At 66.5% G+C, this 24,263-nt stretch carries 20 protein-coding genes, 1 tRNA gene and 1 other RNA gene; 17 read left to right on the top strand and 5 right to left on the bottom strand.

All coding sequences use genetic code 11. The features are described 5' to 3' along the window. Positions 1-18: 18 nt before the first annotated feature. Together ASF79_RS02775 and ASF79_RS02780 are read right to left on the bottom strand one after the other, a co-directional pair. A complete protein-coding gene (locus ASF79_RS02775) occupies positions 19-1,041 on the bottom strand; it encodes a LacI family DNA-binding transcriptional regulator (protein ID WP_055775801.1) in 1,023 nt (340 codons plus the stop codon). Positions 1,042-1,180: 139 nt separating this feature from the next. Further along, entirely contained in the window at positions 1,181-2,239 is a 1,059-nt protein-coding gene (locus ASF79_RS02780; protein ID WP_055851685.1) for a LacI family DNA-binding transcriptional regulator, read from the bottom strand. 205 nt (positions 2,240-2,444) lie between these two features. On the opposite strand from ASF79_RS02780, the gene arfA reads away from it, so the two are divergent. The 8 genes from arfA to ASF79_RS02820 all read left to right on the top strand — a co-directional run bounded on the left by arfA (position 2,445) and on the right by ASF79_RS02820 (position 11,069). Then, positions 2,445-3,956: an arabinosylfuranosidase ArfA gene (gene arfA / locus ASF79_RS02785; protein WP_055853046.1), complete on the top strand. Its 1,512-nt coding sequence runs from the start codon at positions 2,445-2,447 to the stop codon at positions 3,954-3,956. A 33-nt stretch (positions 3,957-3,989) separates the two neighbouring features. Continuing rightward, positions 3,990-5,303 (top strand): ABC transporter substrate-binding protein, encoded by a 1,314-nt coding sequence (locus ASF79_RS02790; RefSeq protein WP_055851687.1) that lies wholly within the window; start codon positions 3,990-3,992, stop codon positions 5,301-5,303. Next, complete coding sequence (locus tag ASF79_RS02795) at positions 5,304-6,206, top strand: carbohydrate ABC transporter permease (protein WP_055775792.1); 903 nt, start codon at positions 5,304-5,306, stop codon at positions 6,204-6,206. Then, on the top strand, positions 6,190-7,089 hold the full coding sequence (locus ASF79_RS02800) for a carbohydrate ABC transporter permease (RefSeq protein WP_200933518.1): 900 nt from the start codon (positions 6,190-6,192) through the stop codon (positions 7,087-7,089). Before ASF79_RS02795 ends, ASF79_RS02800 begins: the two co-directional genes overlap by 17 nt. A gap of 43 nt (positions 7,090-7,132) precedes the next feature. Next, positions 7,133-8,146: a sugar phosphate isomerase/epimerase family protein gene (locus ASF79_RS02805; RefSeq protein WP_055851690.1), complete on the top strand. Its 1,014-nt coding sequence runs from the start codon at positions 7,133-7,135 to the stop codon at positions 8,144-8,146. A 30-nt stretch (positions 8,147-8,176) separates the two neighbouring features. Continuing rightward, a complete protein-coding gene (locus ASF79_RS02810; protein WP_055851693.1) occupies positions 8,177-9,904 on the top strand; it encodes a dihydroxyacetone kinase family protein in 1,728 nt (575 codons plus the stop codon). Between the two features lie 46 nt (positions 9,905-9,950). Then, positions 9,951-10,901: a 3-hydroxyacyl-CoA dehydrogenase family protein gene (locus tag ASF79_RS02815; protein WP_055851696.1), complete on the top strand. Its 951-nt coding sequence runs from the start codon at positions 9,951-9,953 to the stop codon at positions 10,899-10,901. A gap of 80 nt (positions 10,902-10,981) precedes the next feature. Further along, a tRNA-Ser gene (locus tag ASF79_RS02820) sits at positions 10,982-11,069 on the top strand. Between the two features lie 74 nt (positions 11,070-11,143). On the opposite strand, the gene ASF79_RS02825 is transcribed toward ASF79_RS02820, so the two are convergent. Next, positions 11,144-11,797: an SDR family oxidoreductase gene (locus ASF79_RS02825; RefSeq protein WP_055775780.1), complete on the bottom strand. Its 654-nt coding sequence runs from the start codon at positions 11,795-11,797 to the stop codon at positions 11,144-11,146. 53 nt (positions 11,798-11,850) lie between these two features. On the opposite strand from ASF79_RS02825, the gene ffs reads away from it, so the two are divergent. The 7 genes from ffs (at position 11,851) to ASF79_RS02855 (ending at position 17,961) form a co-directional block, all read left to right on the top strand. Beyond that, positions 11,851-11,947: signal recognition particle sRNA small type (ffs, locus tag ASF79_RS17005), an RNA gene on the top strand. Positions 11,948-12,113: 166 nt separating this feature from the next. Further along, entirely contained in the window at positions 12,114-12,746 is a 633-nt protein-coding gene (locus ASF79_RS02830; RefSeq protein WP_082465858.1) for a SipW-dependent-type signal peptide-containing protein, read from the top strand. Positions 12,747-12,748: 2 nt separating this feature from the next. Then, positions 12,749-13,420, top strand: coding sequence for a SipW-dependent-type signal peptide-containing protein (locus ASF79_RS02835; protein ID WP_055851699.1), 672 nt, complete (start codon positions 12,749-12,751; stop codon positions 13,418-13,420). Continuing rightward, the gene (locus tag ASF79_RS02840) at positions 13,417-14,028 is read left to right on the top strand and encodes a signal peptidase I (protein ID WP_055851701.1); all 612 of its coding nucleotides are present in this window, start codon (positions 13,417-13,419) and stop codon (positions 14,026-14,028) included. Before ASF79_RS02835 ends, ASF79_RS02840 begins: the two co-directional genes overlap by 4 nt. Then, entirely contained in the window at positions 14,028-14,534 is a 507-nt protein-coding gene (locus tag ASF79_RS02845; RefSeq protein WP_055851703.1) for a hypothetical protein, read from the top strand. Before ASF79_RS02840 ends, ASF79_RS02845 begins: the two co-directional genes overlap by 1 nt. A gap of 95 nt (positions 14,535-14,629) precedes the next feature. Next, positions 14,630-16,780, top strand: coding sequence for a phosphate acetyltransferase (gene pta / locus ASF79_RS02850; RefSeq protein ID WP_055851706.1), 2,151 nt, complete (start codon positions 14,630-14,632; stop codon positions 16,778-16,780). Further along, the gene (locus ASF79_RS02855) at positions 16,777-17,961 is read left to right on the top strand and encodes an acetate/propionate family kinase (protein WP_055851708.1); all 1,185 of its coding nucleotides are present in this window, start codon (positions 16,777-16,779) and stop codon (positions 17,959-17,961) included. The genes pta and ASF79_RS02855 overlap by 4 nt, the downstream gene beginning before the upstream one ends. Positions 17,962-18,002: 41 nt before the next feature. On the opposite strand, the gene ASF79_RS02860 is transcribed toward ASF79_RS02855, so the two are convergent. Together ASF79_RS02860 and ASF79_RS02865 are read right to left on the bottom strand one after the other, a co-directional pair. Then, positions 18,003-20,717 (bottom strand): helix-turn-helix transcriptional regulator, encoded by a 2,715-nt coding sequence (locus ASF79_RS02860; RefSeq protein ID WP_082495646.1) that lies wholly within the window; start codon positions 20,715-20,717, stop codon positions 18,003-18,005. A gap of 156 nt (positions 20,718-20,873) precedes the next feature. Continuing rightward, positions 20,874-21,290 (bottom strand): GNAT family acetyltransferase, encoded by a 417-nt coding sequence (locus ASF79_RS02865; protein WP_055851712.1) that lies wholly within the window; start codon positions 21,288-21,290, stop codon positions 20,874-20,876. Between the two features lie 85 nt (positions 21,291-21,375). Here ASF79_RS02865 and ASF79_RS02870 point away from each other — a divergent pair, with 85 nt between their 5' ends. Together ASF79_RS02870 and recR are read left to right on the top strand one after the other, a co-directional pair. Next, positions 21,376-23,661, top strand: coding sequence for a DNA polymerase III subunit gamma and tau (locus ASF79_RS02870; RefSeq protein WP_055851715.1), 2,286 nt, complete (start codon positions 21,376-21,378; stop codon positions 23,659-23,661). After that, positions 23,662-24,261, top strand: coding sequence for a recombination mediator RecR (gene recR, locus ASF79_RS02875; RefSeq protein WP_055775757.1), 600 nt, complete (start codon positions 23,662-23,664; stop codon positions 24,259-24,261). Positions 24,262-24,263: the final 2 nt, after the last annotated feature.

Consider the following 24,263-nt stretch of genomic DNA (forward strand, 5'->3'; position numbering starts at 1 on the left):
GACCTCTTGGTGTGTTTTTCAGTGACGGGTCGGCGGTACCGCGGTACTGCCGCGATCATCGATCCGTGGTGTGATCAGATCGACGATCGGTGACACCGCATCGGACGTGCTTTCGATGCGGGAGACGAGGCGTTCGACAGCACGACGACCGAGTTCGTCTGCCGCGCTGTCGATGGCTGTGTAGGGAAGCGAGAAGGTGCGCGCGAAGTCGTCTGAGTAGCGGCCGATGACCGAGATGTCTGCCGGGGCAGACAGCCCTCGCGACTGCAGCACGCTCGGGAGGGCCGCCGCGGCAGCCTCATTGTTCAGCAGTAGGCCTGTGGCGCTCGGATGGGCGTCGAGCAGTCGCGCGAGCTCCAACCCGATCTGCGGTTGGCTGGAGGGGGCGAAGTGGTGATGCAGTTCGACACCGAGCTCTCGAGCCCGATCCTGCGCCGCATTGGCGAGGCGCGACACATAGGCGCCGCCACGCTCGAGCACGTGCTCGGGCTGAGAGACCAGAATCATGGTGCGGTGGCCCAGCTCGTGCAGTGTCTCCACCATGAGGCGACCCGCTGCCACGAAGTCGAGGTCGAACACGTCGATGCCGCTCGGGTCTCCCGGCAGCCCGACCAGCGACCCAGGTTGCGCGGCTGCACGGAGGATGCCGAGGCGGTCGTCGTTCTCGGCGACGTTCAGCAGGATGAAGCCGTCGACCATGCGCGAATCGGAGATGCGCCGCAGGGCCGAGACGCCGTCTTCGTCGGTCAGCAGCAGCGTGTCGTACCCGCGCTCACGGGCCCGGTTGGTGACGCCGAGGATGTACTGCAGCATGGCCGGCGCGAACTCGTCTTCGAGGAACCGGGCCAGTAGACCGATGACCTTCGTCTGCGATGTGGCGAGGGCTCGAGCGCCGGCATTCGGGGTGTAGTCGAGGCTGAGAACCGCCTGTTCGACCTTCTGGCGCACCTCTGCGGAGATGGATCGCTTGCCCGACAGTGCGTACGACGCTGTGCTGCGCGATACGCCTGCGACGCGGGCTACGTCTCCGATTGTTGCCATGAGGTCTCCATTGACGATGTTTCGAACCGGTTCGACTCGAACCGGTTCGACGATAACAGAGTCATCGGCGATCTTGCAAGGAGGGTCGCGAAAGAGACTGTCCTGCGGCTACGAACCGCGAGGGCCGGATCGGCTCGGCTCAGGCGTCGAGAGCCGTATCGCTTGCGCTGGCGTCCGGGAATCCCGTGGATTCCCGCGCGACGATACTGAAGCCCGCCTTGATGGTTCTCGCGGGCATCCGGTCGCCCTTCTCCTGGATGCGCTCGACCAGCAGATCGACGGCCGTTTCGGCGATCTCGAGGCGGCCGGGATCCACCGTGGTCAGCGAGGGCGACGAGAAGCGCCCTTCGTCGATGTTGTCGAATCCGATGACCGCGACGTCGTCGGGAACGCGAAGCCCTGCCTCGCCGAGTGCCCGGAGTGCGCCGAGGGCGAGCGTGTCGTTCAGGGCGAAGACCGCGTCGAACTCCACCCCGCTCCGCCGCAGCGAGCGGATCGCGGCCGCCCCGCTCTCGCGGCCCCAATGCGCCTCTCGCACGATCAGCCGATCGTCGTTCGCGATGTTCGCGTCGTCGAGCGCCCGGAGGTAGCCCTGCTCGCGGAGGCTGGCCGAGCTGGCGTTGTCCTCCGACTCCACGGGGGCGCCGATCAAAGCGATCCGGGTTCTACCGAGGCTCAGGAGATGCTCGACCGCGGCGCGCGACGAGGAGCTGTTGTGCATGGTCACGTGGTCGGTGGGGCCGCCGAAGATGCGTTCGCCGAGCAGGACGACCGGCCCCCGGGTGGCGAGCAGATCGACGTCTTTCTGGCCGAGCTGAGCGGGGCTGAAGAGCAACCCGTCGATGAAGCGCAGTTCGCCGCCCGAGAGGGCTTCGATCTCGAGTTCGCGATCGCCGTTTGTCTGCTCGATCACGACGCGCAACCCTCGTCGGGCGGCGGCCCGGATGACCGAGTCGGCGAGTTCTGCGAAGTAGTTCTCGCGAAGCGACGGCACGGCGAGGGCGATGACGCTTGTCTTGCCCGACCGGAGCCCCCGGGCGGAGAGGTTGGGGCGGTAGCCGAGTTCGTCGATGAGCTGTCGAATCCTGGCCCGCGTCTCCGGACCGACTTTGGGATTGTCGTTCAACACATTGGAGACGGTCTTGATCGAGACACCGGCCGCGCGGGCGACGTCGTGAATGGTGGGAACGGTACTCACGCCGGATGCCTCCCGCTCTGCGGCAACGCCGAGTGGGCCGCTCGTAAACCATAGCTTCCGCTGCTCGACAGAGAGATGTCGGCTCGTCCTTGACGTTCGCAGATCGCCCTCCTACTATCTAGGTACAACGATGTACCTGCACGGTGTTGTGCACGATTTCTCACGAGGTCGAGCGCACTCTGATGCCCTTCCCGACGGAGACTTCATGCTGCAAGCCCACCTCGACCTCGATCCGGCCTCGCTCGTCGGCCCCGTCAACCGCCGTCTCTTCGGCTCCTTCGTCGAGCATCTGGGGCGATGCGTCTACGACGGAATCTACGAGCCGGGCCACCCGACGGCGAACAGAGACGGCTTTCGTCAAGACGTCGTCGATCTCGTGCGTGAACTCGGGGTGTCGACGGTTCGGTACCCCGGCGGCAACTTCGTCTCGGGCTACCGATGGGAGGACGGCGTCGGGCCTCGTGAATCGAGGCCGAGCCGGCTTGACCTCGCCTGGCACTCGACCGAGAGCAACGAGATCGGCCTCGACGAATTCGCTCGCTGGCTCGACCTGGTCGGGAGCGAGCTGATGTACGCGGTGAACCTCGGCACCCGGGGAGTCCAGGAGGCGCTCGACGTTCTGGAGTACGCCAACATCCGCTCCGGAACCGCACTGTCGAACCAGCGCATCGCCAACGGATCTCCCGAACCCCACGGCATCCGGATCTGGTGTCTCGGAAACGAGATGGACGGCCCCTGGCAGTTGGGGCATTCGACGGCGATCGAGTACGCGCAGCTGGCCGCCAAGACGGCTCGCGCCATGCGTCAGGTCGACGCGACGCTCGAGCTCGTGGTCTGCGGCAGCTCGGGCGCGGGGATGCCGACATTCGGCGAGTGGGAGCGGATCGTTCTCGAGAAGACCTACGACGAGGTCGACTACATCTCGTGCCACGCGTACTACGAACCGGTGAACGGCGACGTCGCGAGTTTTCTCGCCTCCGCCGTCGACATGGACAGGTTCATCGACTCCGTGGTCGCCACCGCCGACCATGTGAAGGCGCTGCGACGCAGCGAGAAGACGATGAACGTCTCGTTCGACGAATGGAACGTCTGGTATCAGTCGCGCTACAACGACGTCGAGAAGATCACCGATGCCGAGGCGTGGCCCCAGGCGCCCCGCCTGCTCGAAGACTCCTACACGGTCATGGACGCCGTCGTGTTCGGGGGACTCCTGATCTCTCTCCTCCGTCACGCCGATCGCGTGACGGCCGCGAGCCTCGCCCAACTCGTGAACGTGATCGCACCGATCATGACCGAGCCGGGCGGGCCGGCCTGGCGACAGACCACGTTCTACCCCTTCGCCATCACCTCTCGACTGGCGAAGGGAGCTGCTCTTCGAGTCAGGCTCGATTCGCCCACCACACCCACGGATGCTTTCGGCGACGTACAGATGGTCGACGCGGTCGCGACCCACGACGAAGCGTCGGGCGCCACGGCGGTGTTCCTCGTCAATCGCAGTCTGAGCGAGACCGTGACGGTGCAGATCGACGTCGATCGGCTCGGCGTCGGAAGCCTCGACAGCGTGGAGAGCCTCTTCGACGACGACGTTCACGCCGCGAACACGCTCTCGCACCCCGACCGCGTGATTCCCCAGACGAACACCACCGCGCGACTGCACGACGGCAGGGTCAGCATCAGCCTGCCGCCCGTCTCGTGGACCGCGCTCGCCATGCACTGAGCGCATCACACACCCAACGAAAAGGAGTATGCAGTGAAAAAGAGAATTCTTGCCGCCGCGGTCGCGACTGTCGCCACTCTGGTCGCTCTCACCGGATGCACGGGGAGCAGCGACGCTCCCTCCAGCGCCGGCGTTCCCACCGACAAGCCGATCACGCTGAAGGTGTGGAGCTGGGACGGCACAGTGAAAGAGGCCGTGCCCGGCTTCGAGAAGCTCTACCCGAACATCACCGTCGATGTCATCAATGCGGGATCGTCGACCGACGAATACACGGCTCTCGACAACGCGATCCAGGCGGGGTCGGGCGTGCCGGACATCGCCATGTTCGAATACTTCTCCCTGCCGCTCTTCGCGATCCCCGGCAAGCTCACCGATCTCTCGCAGTTCGGAGCAGAGGACATCGCGTCCGACTACGTCGATGCAGCCTGGGGCAACGTCACGATCGACGGCAAGCCCTACGCCCTCCCGTCGGACTACGGCCCTGCGGCCCTGTTCTACAACCAGGCCGTCCTCGCCGAGGCCGGAGTGACGGCGCCGCCCGCCACCTGGGACGAGTTCTACGAGGCTGCCAAGAAGGTTCGCGCGTTGGGCGGGGATCACTACATCACCAACGATTCGGCAGACATCTTCCTGCTGCTGTCGTTGATCTGGGAAGGCGGCGGACGACCCTTCACTGTCGACGGTTCGAACGTGACGATCGACTTCACTGACGCCGGAACCACCCGCGCGGTCGAGTACTGGCAGAGGATGCTCGACGAAGACCTGGTCAACACCAAGGTCAGCGGATGGTCTGACGACTGGAACCGCGGCCTGAACGAGGGCACCATTGCCACGCAGATCATCGGCAGCTGGTTCACCTCGACCCTGCCCGAGCGTGCTCCGGATGCCGCGGGCGACTTCCGCATCGCGCCGCTTCCCCAGTGGGAGGCCGGTGAGGCGTCGGGCTCGGAGAACGGCGGAAGCGCGATGGCGATTCCGGCCGATGCGAAAAACAAGGAGGCCGCCTACGCCTTCCTCGAGTACTTCACGCATGGCGACGGGCTGCAGCCGCGAATCGATGCGGGCGCCTTCGTGCCCAAGCTCTCGAACCTCGACGACGAGGAGTTCCTCGCCACGACGAACGAGTTCTTCGGCGACCAGAAGTACAACGAGGTGTTGGCCGAGTCCTCGAAGAACGTGGCCACGGGCTGGCAGTACCCGCCGTTCTTCGGATGGGCGCGCACCAGCTACGAAGACGTCTCGGCGCCGCTGTACAACAGCGGCAAGGGCACGCTCGCCGATGTGCTGGAGACCTGGAAGCAGCGCAGCATCGAGTACGGCAACGAACAGGGCTTCACGGTCGAGTAGATGTCGTCGACCACAACGAACGCCCTCAGGGTTCGCACACGCCCCAAGGTCGGCCTGCTCTTCATCGCGCCCTTCGCCGTGCTGTTCCTCTTCGTCCTCATCATTCCGATCGGCTATTCGGCCTACATCAGCCTGTTCCAGAACAAGCTCATCGGCGGAAACGCCTTCGTCGGCCTCGACAACTACATCAAGCTGTTCAACGATCCCCAGTTCTACGACGGTGCGATCCGAGTCGTGGTCTTCACGGCGATCCAGGTGCCGATCATGCTTCTCAGCGCGATCGCTCTGGCCCTCGCCATCGACTCGCTTCGACTGCACGGCACCAAGTTCTTCCGGGTCATCGTCTTCCTGCCGTACGCGATTCCCGCGATCGTGTCCACGCTCATGTGGGGCTTCATGCTCGGCATCCGCTATGGCCTCATCGGCAGCCTGAACGAGGCCGCCGGCACGTCGTTCGATCCGTTCGCACCCGAGACGACGATGATCTCGATCGGTGTCATGGTCACGTGGGGCTTCACCGGCTACAACATGCTGATCTTCTACGCGGCGCTGCGAGCGGTTCCGCGCGAGTTGTACGAGGCCGCCGCGATCGACGGCGCGAACGAGTTCCACATCGTGCGCTACATCAAGCTCCCGGCGCTTCGAGGCTCTCTGGTCGTCACCGTCATCTTCTCGATCATCGGAACGTTCCAGCTGTTCAACGAGCCCAATATCCTGGCGACCCTCGTCTCGAACAGCGGCATCACCTCGTACTACACGCCGAATCTGTACGCCTACAACCTCGCGTTCACGGGTTCGCAACAGGGGTACGCCGCGGCCTTGGCCATCGTCATGGCGCTCTTCACCATCGCCATCGCGTACGTCGTGCAGATCAAGGGAATGAAGAATGTCCTCAACAAGTAGCACTCTCGCCCGTCCGAAGAAGCTCTACACGCTCTCGAACCCGCGCAAGAGCACGACGCTCACCCTGCTGACCGGGCTCTTCGCCCTGTACTGCTTGCTTCCGATGGTCTGGCTCGTGATCAACGCCACCAAGTCGCAGCAGGATTTCGTCTCGTCGTTCGGACTCGCCTTCGGCGATGGTTTCGCGTTGTGGGACAACGTGGTGCAGGTCTTCACTTTTCAAGAGGGCATCTTCGCTCGTTGGCTGCTGAATACCGTGCTCTATGTCGTGGTGGGCGCGCTCGTCTCGACGTTGCTCGCGGCCCTGGGCGGCTACGCTCTCGCCAAGCACGACTTCATCGGCAAACGGGTCTTCCTCCTGGTCGTGCTGGGCTCCATCTCCGTGCCGGGTATCGCGCTCGCGATCCCGCAGTTTCTGCTGTTCGCGCAGCTCGGCATCACGAACACCCCGTGGGCCATCCTCATCCCGTCGTTCATCAACCCCTTCGGGCTGTATCTCATGTGGGTGTTCACCGCGCAGGCGGTGCCCGACGGACTCATCGAGGCCGCCCGCATCGATGGCGCGGGAGAGTTCCGGATCTTCAGGCAGATCGCCTTTCCCCTGCTCGCACCGGCCACCGTCACGGTGCTGCTCTTCTCGTTCGTCTCGATCTGGAACAACTACTTCCTGCCGCTGATCATGCTCAAGGACCCGGCCTGGTATCCGCTCACCATCGGCATCAACCAGTGGAACAAGCTCGGTTCGACCGCCGGAAACGGAGAGTTGATTCAGAATCTGGTCATCACGGCGTCGCTGCTGACGATCATTCCGCTGGTCATCGCGTTCCTGAGTCTTCAGCGGTATTGGCAGTCCGGCCTTGCGCTGGGCGCGATCAAAGACTGATGATGCACAACACGCACGGCAATCGATCACGACGAGGTCACCGATGAGTCTTTCCCGAGCCGACTGGCCCATCGCCGCCAGCATGCTGCCGTTCTCGGCCGTCGCCCCGAGCGGCGTGCCGGTGCAGGACGCCGAACCCGAGGAGTGGGCACGAGTGCTCGACGAGGTGGCCGACGCGGGGTTCACCTGTGTCGACTTCACCGACAACTGGGTCAAGGTCGGCGACCTGTCTGCCGAGCGCCTCGAGGATCTCGCCGAGGCGTCCCGGAGGGCGGGGCTCCGACCCGCCTCGATCTCGGCGATCAGGCGCAGCGTCATCGATGCAGAGAACGGCGCAGAGAACCTCGCGTACAGCCATCGCACGCTCGAGGCGGCCGCGCGACTGGGCATCGAGGTCGTGTCGTTCGGCCTGCATCAGGCGCTCACCGCCGAGCAGCGTGAGCAGCTCTGGTTCTGGACCGTCGAGGGCCATCGCGACGACCCCGACGACGTCGACGCGTGGGAGCTCGCGGTGTCGAGGCTTCGAGAGCTCGGCCGTCACGCCGAGGAGCTCGGATTACTCGTCTCGCTGGAACTCTACGAAGACACCTACCTCGGATCGGCGGATTCGTCGGTGCGCCTCGTTGAGGAGATCGGCCTCGCGAACGTCGGTCTGAATCCCGACATCGGAAACCTGATCCGACTGCATCGTCCGGTGGAGTCGTGGGAGGAACTCGTGGCCAAGACCGTGCCCTACGCGAACTTCTGGCACGTCAAGAACTACGCCCGAGACGAAGACAGGGCGAAGGAACAGTATTTCGCGGTGCCGGCGCCGATGGAGTCCGGGCTCATCAACTATCGAGCCGCGATCGCATCGGCGATAGCGGCGGGGTTCCAGGGCATCCTATGCACCGAGAATTACGGCGGAGACGGGCTGAGCGTGTGCGCGGCGAACCGCGACTATCTGCTCAGGCATGCGCTGCCCAAGACGGCCGACTACACGCTGGGCACCAGCCGCGTGCGGCAGGGCTCGTTGAGCGTGCCGGCCAGCGCGCCCTCGAGAGCTTCGGCTTACTGAATAACGAGCGAGTACAGAAAGTGAGATGCAATGACGCGTCTATTCAATGATCCCGACAACTTCACGGCGGAGGCGCTCACAGGCTTCGCCCGGGTGCATGCCGACGAGGTGGAGCTCGTCGACGGTGGAGTCGTGCGGCGCGGGCGCCCTGACTCGTCGCGGGTCGCGCTCGTGATCGGCGGTGGGTCGGGCCACTACCCGGCGTTTGCGGGCCTCGTCGGCCCCGGGCTCGCCGCCGCCGCCGTGTGCGGGCAGGTGTTCACATCGCCCTCGGCCGGGCAGGCCTACAGAGTGGCGGCCGCCGTCGATTCGGGCGCGGGAGTTCTCTTCAGCTTCGGCAACTACGCGGGAGACGTGCTGCATTTCGCCGCGGCCGAAGAGAGACTGCGCGCCGAGGGGCGGGATGTGCGCACGGTTCTCGTGACCGACGACATCGCGAGCGCCTCACCCGACGAGATGGAGAAGCGTCGCGGCATCGCCGGCGACTTCGCGGTCTTCAAGGTCGCGGGAGCGGCGGCGGAGCGCGGACTGTCGCTAGACGACGTGGAGCGCCTCGCCCGCGAGACCAACCGTCGGACACGCAGCCTCGGCGTCGCCTTCAGCGGCTGCACGTTTCCGGGGGCCGAGGAGCCGCTCTTCACGGTTCCCGAGGGGCAGTTGTCGATCGGCCTCGGCATCCATGGCGAACCCGGCATCGACGAGGTGCCGATGATGCGTGCCGCAGAACTCGCGAAACTCCTCGTTGCCCGACTGCTCGACGACGCTCCTGACGACCGCGGCGACCGGGCGGCCGTACTGGTCAACGGTCTCGGCACGGTGAAATACGAAGAACTCTTCGTGCTGTATTCGGGCGTCGCCGATGAACTGGAGGCTGTCGGCATCACCATCGTCGAGCCGGAGTGCGGCGAACTCGTCACGAGCCTCGACATGGCCGGTGTGTCGGTAACACTCGTCTGGCTCGACGACGAGATCGAGAGTCTGTGGCGTGATCCGGCCTCGTCGCCCGCCTACCGCAAGGGCTCTGCTCCGTCGGTGGCGGTCACCTCCGAGTCCTCCTCGGCTGCGCCCGCGTCGCGAGGGGAGCCGCAGGTCGACGCCGCCGCCGAGCGTGAGGAGGTCTCGGAGATATCCGCGGCCCGAGCCGCCCTCGCGCTGCGCCTGATGGTCGCCGTGCAGGAGACGCTGCGCGAGAACCGTGACGACCTCGGCCGCATCGACGCGATCGCCGGCGACGGCGATCACGGCGTCGGCATGGTTCATGGCATCGACGCGGCCGTGCGTATCGCCCGCGACTCTCCCGATATCGGCATCCGGGAGCTGCTGACGAACGCGGGCGAGGCCTGGAGCGATGAGGCCGGCGGAACATCCGGTGCACTCTGGGGTGCCGCGCTTCGAGCCATGGGCGACGCGGCGGAGGGGAATCCCGACTCCGACGCCGAGGCTGCCGTCGACGCGGCACGCGCTGCACGCGACAGCATCCAGCACCTGGGCAAGGCTCAACCGGGCGACAAGACCATGATCGACGCCCTGGTGCCCTACGTCGAGACGCTCTCCTCCGAGCTGGGTGCGGGAGCGCCGCTCGGCGCGGCACTCCGGGCGGCGGCCTCCGCCGCAACGCAGGCGGCCGTCGAGACCGCCCGTCTGCGGCCGGCACTCGGCCGCGCGCGCCCCCTCGCCGAGAAGAGCCTCGGGCATCCGGATGCCGGCGCCACCTCGCTCGCTCTGATAGCCGAACGAATCGCCACGGAGCTGGCATGACTGCATCGAGCCGCGAACGGCAGCACGAAACACGAGGAGAGACATCATGATCAGAACCGTCGCCGTCATCGGCTCCGGATACATGGGCGGAGGGATCGCCCAGGTGCTGGCCCTCGCCGGCGCCTCGGTACGTCTGGCCGACATCTCAGAGGAGATCGCCGCGAGGAATCTCGCGCGCATCATCTCCGAGGCGGCGCAATTCGAGGCGGAGGGCCTGTTTCCCGACGGGGCCGCCGCCACCATCGAACGAAATGTCGTCGCAGCGGAGTCGATCGAGGCCGCGGTCGGCGGAGTCGACTTCGTCGAAGAGGCCGTGCCCGAGATCCTAGCGGTCAAGCACGAGACGCTCGCGCGGATCAGCGCGGCCGCCGACGCCACGACGATCATCGGCAGCAACACATCGACGATCTCGATCAACGCTCTCGCCGAGGCCGTGGTCGCTCCCGAGCGCTTCGTCGGCATCCACTTCTCGAACCCCGCGCCGTTCATCCCCGGAGTCGAGTTGATTCCGCACGAACTGACGGACGCCTCGATTCTGCCGCCGGTCGAAGAGCTGCTCGAGGCCGCGGGAAAGTCGAGTGCGCGCATCACCGATTCCACCGGATTCGTGCTCAACCGCCTGCAGTACGCCCTCTTTCACGAGGCGACCCAACTCGTCGAGGAGGGCGTGGCGACGCCTGAGGACATCGACACCATCGTGCGCACGACCTTCGGATTCCGACTGCCCTTCTTCGGGCCGTTTCTCATCGCCGACATGGCAGGGCTCGACGTGTACTCGTTCTGCTACACCTCGCTGCAGACTCGCTTCGACGAGCGGTTCGCGACACCGAAGATCCTGAGCGATCTGGTCGACGCCGGCAGGCTGGGAACGAAGACCGGTGGCGGCTTTATCGACATCGCGGCCGACAGGACACCCGAGCTCATCGCGTACCGAAACAGGGCCTACGTGAAGATGCAGCAGTTGCTCGACGAACTCGGCCCTGCCCCGACCGCCTGAACGAGATCCGACGCTCGACGAGAAAGAGCGCGCGATCGATGTGCTCGATCGGTTAGGATAGTCAGGTTCGTACGAACAGAGGTGGCGTACTCAAGCGGCCGAAGAGGCACGCTTGGAAAGCGTGTATAGGGCAACCTATCGAGAGTTCGAATCTCTCCGCCACCGCCAATACCCCTGATCGAAGCAGTAAATGCCTCGATCAGGGGTTCGTGCGTTCGGGGGTCTTCTCGGGCGAGAGGGCGTCAGTAACGCGCCATCGTGAGCGCCTCGGCGACGGGGTCGTCGCCCTCGATCGCCTCGAACTGCGCGTGCAGGCCGACGCCGTCGACCAGGCTGCAGAACACGAGGGCGGCCACATCGGCGCGGGGGATCGACCCGCGGCCCGTGCTCTCGGCGAGGTGCACCAGGCCTGTTCCGGGATCGTCGGTCAGGGCACCCGGCCTGATGATCGTCCAGTCGAGGTCGCGCTGGCGCACGGCCGAATCGGCCTCGCTCTTCGCACGCAGGTAGACCTGGAAGACGTCGTCGGAGTCCGGCTCGAACGAGTCCGCAGACATGGCCGAGATCATCACGTAACGACGGATGCCGGCGAGCACGGCCGCATCGGCGAGCAGCACGGCCGCATCCCGGTCGACGGTGAGCTTGCGATCCGCCCCCGAATCGGGGCCGGCGCCGGCGGCGAACACCACGGCATCCACCCCGGCGAGATCGGCGGCGAGCGTCTCGGCCGACACCTGCTCGAGGTCGAGAACGACGGGGATGCCGCCGGCCACGAGCAGATCGGCCGCGTGGTCGGGGTTACGGATGAGGCCGACGGCTTCATGGCCGGCATCGCTGAGGAGTTTCTGGAGGATCAGGGCGATCTTGCCGTGACCGCCCGCAATTGCAATACGCATGCGTCAAGTACACCTCAGGTCGCGTTGAGCACACAACCTCGCGTAAAGTGGTTGACGGCTCCCCGCGTGGCGCCATCCAGGCCAACTCCCCCAGGACGGAAACGTAGCAAGGGTAACCGGGCTCTGGCGGGTGCGCGGGGGGTCTTTTCTTTTGTGCCCAGTACTACTGGGGCCCGAGACGGCGACTACTGGAATGTCGGCCTCTCTCTGCTGGACATCACGCATTCGTGGTGTCCGCCGCTCTTTCTCGTTCCACCATGTCGGAATCAGGCCGTTCGTTACGGCAACCGATCCGGGGGACTCGAGGGGCACCGACATGAGCACATCAATCAGCGAGCGCGAGAAGACAGAGCACACGAGGAAGCGTGCGGGGATCGTTCGAGCCATACTCGCGGGTGGGCTCGTGCTCGGAGTCGGGGCCGCGGTCACCCTCGCGGCGTGGAACGACTCGGAGTTCGCCACCGGCGCCTTCGGGGCCGGTTCGTTCAACCTCGAGGGACAGGAGACGATCGCAGCCGGGTTCAGCGACCACGAGACAGCACCCGGTGCGCCGCTCGCGTTCGTCGTCGAGCCGCTCAACCTCGCTCCGGAGGATGTCGTGTACGCGCCGTTCGCGGTGCGCCTCGATGCCGACACCACGGCCGACGCCGTCATCACCCTCAGCAGCACGGGTGCGGGACCCAACGTGGCCAATCTCACGTACGAGGTGTTGACGACCACAGACTTTGAGTGCGACGCCGACACGACGGGCGACGTGCTGGTCGCGGCCGGCGCCGTGCCGACGACCGCGGGTGCCGCGACATTCAGCCTGGCCGAGGGCGCCGGCGCCGTCGCGGGAGCTCCGGTCAACCTCTGCCTCATCGTGACCGCGGGCGCCGGCCTCATCGAGGGAGCCGACGCGACGGTGACCTGGCAGTTCGCCGCCGAGTCGGTCTCGGACAACGACTGAGCATGACGCGCCGCTCACACGCGCGCCGGGCTGAGGATCGTCGTCGACGCTTCGCGCGCATCAGGGCGATCCTGGCCGGCGGGCTCGTGCTCGGCGTGGGAGGTTCGCTGACCATGGCGGCCTGGGCCGACAGCGAATTCGGCCAGGCTACGTTCACGGCGAGCCGTTTCGACACCGAATCGTCGATCAACTCCGGCACGAGCTGGGCGGATTCCACGGCCGCCGCTCCGCTGAGCTTCGCGTTCCCGGCGGGAGGGATGTCTCCGACCACGGTCAAGTACGCACCCTTCTGGGTACGCACCAAGGCGCTGTCGCTCGATGGCACGCTCGCTCTGCAGCCCCCCACGAACGGCAACGCGGCGCTCGCGGGTGCCATGCGCTACCGCGTGGTGCGCTATCCCGTCGGGGCGACGTGTGGTGCGGCTCTGTTCCAGGCAGGAGCGAATCCTGCCCCGACGTCGTTCATCGTAGGTACCGCGGGGGCCGCGGGATCGGCAGCCACGAGCGTGGCCCTCACCAACGCGGTCGCCCTGCCGACCACATCGGTCGCCGCCAATCAGGGGGCGGCGACTCAGTTCTGCTTCGAGGTGTCGATGAACTCCGACGCGGCGAACGAACTGCAGGGCCAAAGCGTGACGGCCGTCTGGGAAGTCAAGGCGAGCTCGAGCTCATGACCGCGACTTTGACGACAGTTCAGGACGAGGGCGAGGCCGACGCGAACGAGCGGACAGCGTCGCCCACGCGCCGGCGTGGGGCGGTGCGTGAAGTGCTTCTGAACATCGCGGCCGTGCTGGGCGCTGTCTGTATCGCGCTCACTCTCGCCGCGCTCATCTTCGACATCACGCTCATCATGTTCAAGACCGGCTCGATGTCGCCCACCATCCCCGCCGGCTCGCTCGCCATCGTGCGCGAGATCCCGGCATCCGAGGCCCGCGTCGGTGACGTCGTGACCGTCGATCGGCCCGGCCAGCTGCCGGTCACGCACCGGGTGGTCGCCGCGGAGCCGGGCGCCGACGGGCAGAGCGTCTTGACGCTGCGCGGAGATGCCAACCCCGTCGACGATCCCGCCCCGTACACCGTGTCGACCGTGCGCCTGGTCATGGCATCGATTCCCGGGCTCGCCGTCGCCGTCGTGGCGATGTCGAACCCGCTCGCGCTCGGCGCCGTCACCGTCGTCGTCGCGTCGTTCATCACCTGGTACTTCTGGCCGCGTTCCGCTCGGAAGGAACGTCGAGCGCGAGCACGGCACGGGGCGAGCTCGTTCGGAGGGAGCGTCGCCTGATGCGTCGCGGCAGCCGAATCGTGGCCCTGGTGCTGGGTGCGACTCTCGTCGCAGGCTGGGGCGCCAGTCACCTCGAGCACACAGAGGCGGCGTGGAGCGACCGAGAGACGGCCAATGCCACTCTGGCCGCGCTAAAGCTCGAGAGACCGACTATCTCGTCGTGCTCCATCGATCCCAATCTGCTGGCCCTGACGGCCGTCATCACCGTGGTGTGGTCGTTTCCGCCCGGATACAACTACGTGCAGGGAACGAATAATCGCTTCACGCTGCAGCGGAACGCCGGATCGCCTGCGGTCGTGACTCCCGCCATCGGCCCGCAGACGGGTGGCTCGATCACGACGAAGTGGACCACGGGGCTGCTCTCATCGACCCTCGGAGCCACCTTCTACATCACGCTGCAATCGGTCGAACCCGTGGCGCAGGCCACGACCTGGACATCGGACCCGGCTACCGCGACCGCGACCATCGCCGCTCTCGGGGCATCGACGAGTTGCGTCGCCACCTGAACACCTTCCCAAGCTGGTAGCCGGCCCGGGCGCGTCTCGGCGTAGGCGAATAGGGTTAGGAGCGCCTAAGCAACCACGAGTTCGAAGGATCCTAAGTGTCGAGAAGCATCTACGTCGCCTCAGCCGAAGGCCACTCCGGAAAGTCCACGATCGCCTTGGGCGTGCTCGACACGCTGTGCCATTCGCTGCAGAGAGTCGGAGTCTTCCGGCCGATCGCCCGTTCCGTGGCCGAGCGCGACTACGTGCTCGAGATGCTGCTGGCGCACGACGGGGTCGAGCTGAGCTACGAGCAGACCATCGGTGTCACCTACGACGACGTGCACAACGACCCGGATGCCGCCCTGTCGGTCATCGTCGAGCGCTACAAGGCGGTCGAGCGCGAGTGCGACGCGGTGGTCATCCTCGGCTCCGACTACACCGACGTCGGCAGCCCCTCCGAACTCTCGTTCAACGCGCGCGTCGCGGCGAACCTCGGCGCCCCCGTTCTACTGGTGCTCGGAGGCCGTAAGGGCCAGGGATCGTCCGAGACGCTCGGCTACTCCGAATCGCGAACGCCAGACGACATGCGCCAGCTCACCGAGCTCGCCCAGGTCGAACTCAAACTGGCGCACGCCACCCTGCTCGGCATCGTGTCGAACCGCGCCGATCCCGAGCGGCTCGACGAGATCCGGGATGCGATCGGTTCCGCCATCGACGGCCCCGCATCAGTTCCCATCTGGGCCATTCCCGAAGACCGGGTGCTGGTCGCTCCCACCATGCAGCACCTCGTGGAGGCCACCGCCGGCTCCCTGCTCTCCGGTGATCCGAGCCTTCTCAACAGAGAGGCGCTGGGTGTGGTCGTCGCCGGTATGTCGATGGTCAACGTGCTTCCGCGCCTCACCGAGAGTGCCGTCGTCGTGATTCCCGCCGACCGCTCGGAGGTGCTGCTCGCGGTTCTCATGGCCAACGCCTCGGGAACCTTCCCGTCACTCAGCGGCATCATCCTGAACGGCGGATTCGAGCTGCCCGAGCCGATTACGCGGCTGATCTCGGGTCTCGACTCGACCCTGCCGATCGTGACGACCGACCTCGGAACCTACGACACGGCGCTACGCATCACGTCGACTCGGGGGCGCCTGGCCGCGGACTCCCAGCGCAAGTACGACAGCGCGCTTGCTCTCTTCGAGCAGCACGTCGACGGCGCGAAGCTGCTCGAACTGCTCGATGTGAGCTCGTCGACCGTGGTCACGCCGCTCATGTTCGAGTACGGGCTCATCGATCAGGCCCGCCACGTTCGCCGGCACATCGTGCTGCCCGAGGGCGACGACGACCGCGTTCTGAAGGCCGCGAGCACCGTTCTCGCCCGGGGCATCGCCGAGCTCACCATCGTGGGTGACGAAGACGAGGTGCGCACGAGGGCAGCGGGACTGGGTCTCGATCTCGAGGGCGCCCACATCGTGAGCGTGTTCGACGAGCAGTACCGCCAGCCGTTCGCCGAGGAGTACGCCCGGCTGCGGGCGCACAAGGGGATCACCGTCGAGCAGGCGCGCGACACCGTCACCGATGTGTCGTACTTCGGAACAATGATGGTGAAGCTGGGCCTCGCCGACGGCATGGTCTCGGGAGCGGCCCACACCACGGCGCACACCATCCGCCCGGCGTTCGAGGTCATCAAGACCCAGCCCGACGTATCCGTGGTCTCGAGCGTGTTTCTCATGGCGCTCGCCGACCGGGTGCTGGTCTACGGAGACTGCGCCGTCATCCCCGATCCCACGGCCGAGCAGCTGGCCGACATCGCCATCTCGTCGAGCGCAACGGCGACCCAGTTCGGTGTCGACCCGCGCATCGCGATGCTCTCTTACTCGACCGGAACATCGGGCTCGGGCGCGGAGGTAGAGAAGGTGCGCGCGGCGACCGGGTTCGTGCGGGAGCGCCGACCGGATCTGCTGGTGGAGGGGCCCATCCAATACGACGCCGCAGCGGATGCCGCGGTGGCGGCCACGAAGATGCCCGAGAGCCAGGTGGCCGGTCGCGCCACGGTCTTCATCTTCCCCGACCTCAACACGGGCAACAACACCTATAAGGCGGTGCAGCGCAGCGCCGGGGCCGTCGCCATCGGCCCCGTCCTGCAGGGACTCAACAAGCCCATCAACGATCTCTCGCGCGGCGCACTCGTGGCCGACATCGTGAACACCATCGCCATCACGGCGATCCAAGCGGCGGCGCAGCCCGTCGAAGCCGTCGCAACCGAAGGAGCATCCGCGTGAGCGCGATCCTCGTGGTGAACTCCGGTTCATCGTCGTTCAAGTACCAACTCATCGAGATGACGACAGAAGAGGTTCTGGCCTCCGGCCTCGTCGAGCGCATCGGCGACGAGACCGGGCACTCGAAGCACAGCAACGCCGAAGGCACGAGCGAGCTCGACCTTCCCATCCGCGATCACTCGCAGGGGTTCCAGGTGATGCTCGACGCGTTCCGGGCGAACGGACCGTCGCTCGACGAGCATCCGCCCGTCGCCGTCGGCCACCGCGTCGTGCACGGCGGAAAGCGGTTCTTCGAGGCGACGGTCGTGACCGACCTCGTGAAGATCAACATCGAAGACCTGGCCGACCTCGCTCCGCTGCACAATCCGGCGAACCTGCAGGGTATCGACGCGGCGCAGAAGGCGTTTCCCGACGTGCCTCACGTCGCCGTCTTCGACACCGCATTCCACTCCACGCTCTCGCCCGCCGCGTACACCTACGCGATCGACAAGGCCCTCGCCGATCAACACCGCATCCGGCGCTACGGCTTTCACGGCACCTCGCACAAGTTCGTCTCCGAGGCGGCGGCGGAGTTTCTCGGCCGCCCGCTCAACGACACGAAGACGATCGTGTTGCACCTCGGCAACGGCGCATCGGCCTGCGCCGTCTCCGACGGAAAATCGGTGGAGACGTCGATGGGTATGACCCCGCTCGAGGGCCTCGTCATGGGCACGCGCTCCGGCGATCTCGATCCCGCCGTGCTGTTCCACCTGCACCGCAAGACGGGCCAGACCTTCGACGATCTCGACACCCTGCTCAATCGCGGCAGCGGCATCCTGGGTCTGTCGGGCCACGGCGACATGCGTGACATGATCGCGGCGGCGAAGTCGGGCGACGCTGATGCGAAGGCGGCTCTCGACGTCTACCTGCACCGCCTGAAGCAGTACGTGGGCGCCTACGCCGCGCACCTGGGGCGGCTCGACGCGATCGTCTTCACCGCGGGAGTGGGCGAGAACACGCCGCTCATCCGTGCGGGAGCGCTGGAGGGACTCGGCATCCTGGGCATCGAGATCGACGAGGAACGCAATGCCTCGCCCGAGCGCGGTGCACGACTCATCTCGACGGATGCGTCGCGCGTGGCCGTCCTGGTGATCCCCACCAACGAGGAGCTTGAGATCGCGCGTCAGACTCTCGCCGTGATCTGACGATCGCTCGTCGTGATCTGACGCTCACGACGTCGGCTGCTTCACCCTCGCACGATCGATTTCAGCTCCGACCGGGGTACGGCGCCGAGTTTCGCTCGCGCCTGCAGGATGTGCGACTCCACGGTGCGAACGCTGAGGAAGAGACGAGCGGCGATCTGCGCGTTGGTGAGTTCGTCGGCGGCGAGCGTGACCACCTCGAGCTCACGGGGGGTCAGCACGGCGAGCGGGGAACGCTCTCGCCCCTCAGCCTGGTTGCCGCTCTCGTCCTCGGGCTCTGCGTCGTGATCGACCGGCTGTAGATCGGGAAGCCGGAGACGAATCGTTTCTGCCCGGGCCAGGGCGGCGTCACGGCGTTTCTCGTCGTGCGAAACGCCATGAATGGCAGCGGCCGTGGTGAACGAGAACGCCGCCTCCCACCAGAACTCCAGTTCAGCCAGCTCGGTGCCGATGCGTTCGAGCTCGTCGGCATCGCCGTCGACCGACGCACGCAGGTGACCCTCGAGCAGCCGGGTAGACTCCCACATCTCCTGGTCTGGCAGTTTCTCGATGTCCGAGAGCAGCAGCGCGGGATCCTCTCCGAGTGCAGCCGCGACGTGCAGCGGTCGCACGGCGAAGAATCGAGAGTCGGATCGAGCCTCTGCGATCGCCCGGCACACGGCGGCCGATCCGGCCAGGTCGCCGTCGAGGGCCTTCATCCGCGCGCTGAGGTGGCTGGAATACTGGGCGAGCCAGGGGGTGCTCTCTCGGGTGATGGGGGAGATCTCACGCTCGACCAGAAGAGCGTCATCGTAGCGGTGCAAGACGGCGAGCGCGTTGGAACGGAGGATCTGCATCCAGGTCGTCCACTTGGTCTGGGTGCTGTACCCGACGCGCTCGAGGGCTCTGGACAGCTCGTTCTCCGCTCGCTCCGCCTGCCCCTGCTCTAGGGCGAGGTGACCCGAGGCGAGGTTCGCCAGTGCCATGCCGTATTCGTCGGACGAATCGACGGTTCGCAGGGCGAACGACTCGAGTTCGCGCGCGAGACCGGCGCGGTCGTGACCGATGGCGCCGCGCACCAGTGCCGCCTGCATGACGAACTCGGTGATGACCCCGCCGCGGTCGCCGCGTTTGATACCGCTGCATGCCGCGAAGGCCGGCGCGACCCGTGACCAGCCCAGGCTCAGCGCACGTTCAAATTTCGACGTCTCACCGCGGTAGACGTAGCAGGGCATCAACTCGGTGATGGCTCGCAGCACGAACGGCGTCGACGAATCGCGACTGTCGACGATGCGTTCCATCTCGTCGACGCCCTCGGCGTAAGAGCTGAACATCATGCGCGAGCGCGCCCTCGAGAACGCCGTCCATTCGTCGAGAACGGAGTCGACGGTGCCCCACGACCGGGCCTCCGCCTCGAGCCGATCGAGCCGCTCGGCCGACGTGCCCTGCCTGCCGAGGACCTGCATCCACCACGACAGATAGAGGGCGTCTTCCTTGGGATCGCCGTGCGGAACTCGGACGCGCTCGATGACGTCGACCGCCTCCTGGAACTTGCCCTGCCTCACGAGACAGCGTGAGAGCTGCTCGACCCCGTTGAGAGTCGGCTCGAAGCTGAGGGAACGATGAGCGAACATCCGGGCGGAGCCCGGCATCCCGTTCTCGTTCGCGTGGCGAGCTGCACGCGCCATGAGGTCGGCGGCCTTGGCCGGTGACATGTCGTCGAGCGGGTCGTGACTCGGATCGTTCAGTAGGTATTCGGCGACGAAGGCGCATTCCGCACCGGAGAGGTCGACGCCGGCCGCCGCGTCCTTCAGGAGTGCCAGTTCGACGACGTGGCGCGCCTCGAGCGGGTTTTCGCCGGTCTGGATGGCGAGAGCCGCCCGGGCATAGATCGAGCGGCCGACGATGCAGTCCGGGGTGCCGTGATCATAGTTGACGAGGCCTCGGCGCAACAGAGATCTGAGCGCCGTGCTGCCCACGAGTCTCGCCGCCCTTGCAAAGGGGGTCGACCCCAGCCGGGCGAGGGTCACGAGCGCGTACTCCTCTTCCGAGCTCAGCCCCCGCAGCAGGGGACGGACGAAATCGATGATGCGCGGAGACATGTACGACGGCCCCAGCAGCATGTTCTGCTGGCGAGCCGAGTAGGTTCCGCGATACAACTCCTCGCGTGTCAACTCCTCGAGCAATCGCGGGTTGCCCTCGGCGAGCAGCACGATGCGCGCCCTCGTGACGACGTCGACGCGGTTCGGGCCGGCAATCGCCTCGACGATTCGTACGGCCTCGTCGTAGCCGACGCCGCTGAGGTCGACGCGCGGAATGCCTCTCTCCGTCCAGAGGAGCGTCAGCTCCCGGCGGCTCTGCTCCGTGTCGGCCGCAGTGCAGGAGGAGACACCGGAGTCGAGGGTGATGAGGACACTGCTGTCTGGAACGGCCGCGAGATCGGCGAGCCGGTGGATGTCGTCGATTCCGAGAAGGTGCGCGTCTTCGATGACCAGCATGCCCGCATGGGTGTTCATGTGATCGAGCAGCTGGTCATCGCGCAGGCGCGCGCACGTCACGGTCTCGACCGTGCGGCCTCGGGCTCGAACCGCCGCGGCGCAGGCGCGAGCCGCCCAGCTCTTGCCCATGCCGGCGGGGGCGGCCACGATGACCGAGCCACCCTCGAGGACGATCGCCGACGCTCGGGCTATCTCGGCCTCGCGGTGCTCTCCGACCGTCTCTGCGAAGGTGCGCAACTCGGACTTGTAGGCCACATATCTGTGATCTGCCCTTCGGCTCATTTATGCACCCCCATGCATGATCCCCTACGACCCGTTTTCGTTTTGTTGAGCCTACGTCGAGATCGCTCTCAGAGTCACGGTACCTACTACTGAGTTGTGAGACGTGGTGTCTCAGTAGTAGGCGCCTCAGTAGTGCGTCCGAGGGTCGAGGCCTCGTCAGTCGGCGATGAGGCGCTTTCCGTAACTGACGGCCGCATCCTCGGTGTACCCCAGGTGCTCGTAGAACGCGCGCACCTCTGCGTTGTCGCTCCTGATTTGAAGATTGAGTTTCGGGCAGCCGAGTTCGACGAGCAGACGCTCGGCCTCCTCCATCATGCGGCGGCCGTAATCGAGACCTCGCGCGCCCGGTGAGACGGCGAGGTAGTTGACCCACCCACGGTGACCGTCGTATCCCACCATGGCCGCCGCGATGACGGCACCGTTGGTCTCGCCGACGATAAAGAGCTCGGGCTGCACCGTGAGCTTTCGCTCGATGTCTTTTTGGGGGTCATTCCAGGGGCGAACGAGCCCGGCGACGCGCCAGAGTTCGATGACGGCGTCGGTGTCGGCGGGGTCGAAAGGGCGTATCTTCATTCCACTATCCTGCCGGGTGGCGGGCCCACCCACAGGCACCGGATGCGACGGGCACGGTGTCGGCGGCGACCGTTACGATTACTGCATGGTCACCGCCCTCTACCGCCGCTATCGACCTGAGGCGTTCGCCGAGATGATCGGCCAGTCGCAGGTGACCGATCCGCTCATGACGGCGCTCCGCACCAACAGGGTCAACCACGCCTACCTCTTCTCTGGTCCCCGCGGTTGTGGCAAGACCACCTCGGCGCGCATCCTCGCTCGCTGCCTCAACTGCGCAGAGGGTCCGACAGACACCCCGTGCGGCGTGTGCCCCAGTTGCGTCGAACTCGGCCGCGACGGCGGGGGGTCGCTCGACGTGGTCGAGATCGATGCGGCGAGCCACAATGGCGTCGACGATGCACGCGACATCCGCGAGCGGGCCGTCTTCGCCCCCGCGCGCGACCGCTTCAAGATCTTCATCCTCGACGAGGCGCACATGGTCACGCCGCAGGGCTTCAACGCGCTGCTCAAGATCGTCGAAGAGCCGCCGGAACACGTCAAGTTCATCTTCGCCACCACCGAGCCCGACAAGGTCATCGGCACCATCCGCTCGCGCACGCATCACTACCCCTTCCGGCTCGTGCCGCCCGCTCAACTGCTCGAGTACGTGCAGCAGTTGTGCGACAGCGAGGGCATGCAGGTCGCGCCGGGTGTGCTGCCGCTCGTCGTGCGCGCCGGTGGCGGTTCGCCCCGCGACACGCTGTCGCTCCTCGACCAGCTCATGGCGGGCTCCGAGAACAACACCGTCGAGTACGAGCGCGCCGTTGCGCTGCTCGGCTACACCCACTCCGCTCTTCTGGGCGAGGTGATCGACGCCATCGGTGTGCGTGACGCGGCGGCGGCTTTCGGCGCGGTCGACCGCGTCATCCAGACAGGCCAAGACCCGCGCCGCTTCGTCGAAGACCTGCTCGAGCGCCTGCGCGACATCATCATCGTCAGTGCGACGACCAGCATCGAGGCGGCCGGGGCGGTCTTGCGTGGCGTTCCCACCGACGAGCTGCAGGCCATGCACCACCAGGCGCAGCAGTTCGGCCACGCCGAACTCTCGCGAACGGCCGACATCGTCAACGCAGCCCTCACCGAGATGACGGGTGCTACCAGCCCGCGTCTGCATCTCGAGCTGATGGTGGCCCGCGTTCTCGTTCCCGCCAGCGACGACACCGAGCGCGGGTCCCTTGCCCGTATCGAGCGCCTCGAGCGTCGCGTCGGCGTCGAGACGACCGATGCTCCGCGTGCCGCCGCGGCCCCGGCCCCGCCTGCGACCGCGCCCGTGTCATCCCCTCCTGCCGCTGCAGCGATCGGTCGGCAGGCCGAGCCGGCGCCGCAGGTCGCCAGAGAGCCCGTCGCGCAGCTCACCCCGGAGCCCATGTCCGCCCCGGCCTCGTCCGCTCTCCAGCCCGTCGCTGCCCCCGCAGCTGAGGCCAGAGAGACAGCCCCGGCGCCGTCGGCATCGCCAGCTACCAGCTCGACCCCCACGCCCGCCGAGCCCGAGCCTCCGGTGCGTGCGGCCGTTCCGGCCGGGCCCGTCAGCCTGCAGCAGGTTCGCGACACGTGGCCCGAAATTCTCGAGGCGGTGCAGAAGACCAAGCGCAGTGCATGGCTCGTCGTGTTCACCGCCACAGTGCGCGCGTTCGAGAACGATGTGCTCACCCTCGCTTTCCCCAGCGAGAACGACGTCAACCAGTTCAAGCAGCAGCAGGCCCCGGGCCAGGGCGTCAGCGAGATCCTGCGCCAGGCGATCCTCGATCTGCTCGGTGTGCGCGTCAAGTACATCGCCCGCGTCGAGCACCCCGGCGCTGCTGCCGCACCCCAGGGCAACGCGGCTCGGTCGCCCGAGCCTACAACTGCGCGGCCACCCGCATCCGAGCCGGCGGCTCGCCCGACGGCGACACGTTCCGAGGCGCCGAGCGCGCCGCAGCAGCCCGCCGAGGTCACCAGCTCCTGGGCCGTCGTCACCATCCCGCAATCCGATCCCGCGCTCGACCCGGCGGCCGAGCCGGTGCCCGAAGAAGACCGCGAGCCCGAGCCCGACTTCGCAGAGCCCGCGTTCAGGCCGACGCAGGCCCCCGCAGCGTCCGCCCCGAGGCAGGCACCGGTGCCCGCGTCGTCACCGGCTTCCACGCCATCATCGGCGCAGGCGTCCGAGTCGCCGTCCGTTCCCACGTTCACCCGAGGTCGTCCAGAGACGCCTCCGGCCCGTCCTGCCCCCGTCGCGACGACCGACTCCGGTCGTCAGCGCTACGGCGAGGCCGTCGTGCGCGAGATCCTGGGCGCCAATTTCATCGAGGAGCAGCCCGTTGCCCCTCGCAACCCGCAGAGAAGCGACGGCTAAGTGTACGAAGGCATCGTCCAAGAGCTCATCGACGAGTTGGGCAGGCTTCCGGGCATCGGTCCCAAGTCGGCGCAGCGCATCGCATTCCACATTCTCCAGACAGAGTCGTTCGACGTCTCCCGTCTTGCCGAGGTCCTCATCGAAGTGCGCGACAAGGTGCATTTCTGCTCGATCTGCGGAAACGTGTCGGAGCAGGAGACCTGCTCGATCTGCCGCGATCCTCGGCGCCAGCAAACCGTCATCTGCGTGGTCGAAGAGGCCAAAGACGTCGTCGCCATCGAGCGCACACGAGAGTTCAGAGGGCTCTACCACGTGCTCGGCGGTGCCATCAGCCCCATCGACGGCATCGGTCCCGACAATCTGCGCATCCGCGAACTCATGCAGCGCCTGGCCGACGTCAACATCACCGAGGTCATCATCGCCACCGACCCCAACCTCGAGGGCGAGGCGACGGCCACGTATCTCTCCCGCTTGCTGAACACGCTGCAGATCCGGGTCACCCGCCTCGCATCCGGGCTCCCGGTCGGAGGCGATCTCGAGTACGCCGACGAAGTCACCCTCGGCCGTGCCTTCGAGGGGCGTCGGCTCGTCGAGAGCTGATC

Origin of the sequence: Agreia sp. Leaf335 (genome assembly GCF_001423605.1) — a bacterium.
Taxonomy (GTDB): Bacteria; Actinomycetota; Actinomycetes; order Actinomycetales; family Microbacteriaceae; genus Agreia.

Bases quoted from the DNA above. Each gene is read 5' to 3' on its own strand.
- ASF79_RS02775 (WP_055775801.1), bottom strand. From the start codon at position 1,041: ATGGCAACAATCGGAGACGTAGCCCGCGTCGCAGGCGTATCGCGCAGC.
- arfA (WP_055853046.1), top strand. From the start codon at position 2,445: ATGCTGCAAGCCCACCTCGACCTCGATCCGGCCTCGCTCGTCGGCCCC.
- ASF79_RS02795 (WP_055775792.1), top strand. From the start codon at position 5,304: ATGTCGTCGACCACAACGAACGCCCTCAGGGTTCGCACACGCCCCAAG.
- ASF79_RS02800 (WP_200933518.1), top strand. From the start codon at position 6,190: ATGTCCTCAACAAGTAGCACTCTCGCCCGTCCGAAGAAGCTCTACACG.
- ASF79_RS02805 (WP_055851690.1), top strand. From the start codon at position 7,133: ATGAGTCTTTCCCGAGCCGACTGGCCCATCGCCGCCAGCATGCTGCCG.
- ASF79_RS02810 (WP_055851693.1), top strand. From the start codon at position 8,177: ATGACGCGTCTATTCAATGATCCCGACAACTTCACGGCGGAGGCGCTC.
- ASF79_RS02815 (WP_055851696.1), top strand. From the start codon at position 9,951: ATGATCAGAACCGTCGCCGTCATCGGCTCCGGATACATGGGCGGAGGG.
- ASF79_RS02825 (WP_055775780.1), bottom strand. From the start codon at position 11,797: ATGCGTATTGCAATTGCGGGCGGTCACGGCAAGATCGCCCTGATCCTC.
- ASF79_RS02830 (WP_082465858.1), top strand. From the start codon at position 12,114: ATGAGCACATCAATCAGCGAGCGCGAGAAGACAGAGCACACGAGGAAG.
- ASF79_RS02835 (WP_055851699.1), top strand. From the start codon at position 12,749: ATGACGCGCCGCTCACACGCGCGCCGGGCTGAGGATCGTCGTCGACGC.
- ASF79_RS02840 (WP_055851701.1), top strand. From the start codon at position 13,417: ATGACCGCGACTTTGACGACAGTTCAGGACGAGGGCGAGGCCGACGCG.
- ASF79_RS02845 (WP_055851703.1), top strand. From the start codon at position 14,028: ATGCGTCGCGGCAGCCGAATCGTGGCCCTGGTGCTGGGTGCGACTCTC.
- ASF79_RS02860 (WP_082495646.1), bottom strand. From the start codon at position 20,717: ATGAGCCGAAGGGCAGATCACAGATATGTGGCCTACAAGTCCGAGTTG.
- ASF79_RS02865 (WP_055851712.1), bottom strand. From the start codon at position 21,290: ATGAAGATACGCCCTTTCGACCCCGCCGACACCGACGCCGTCATCGAA.
- ASF79_RS02870 (WP_055851715.1), top strand. From the start codon at position 21,376: ATGGTCACCGCCCTCTACCGCCGCTATCGACCTGAGGCGTTCGCCGAG.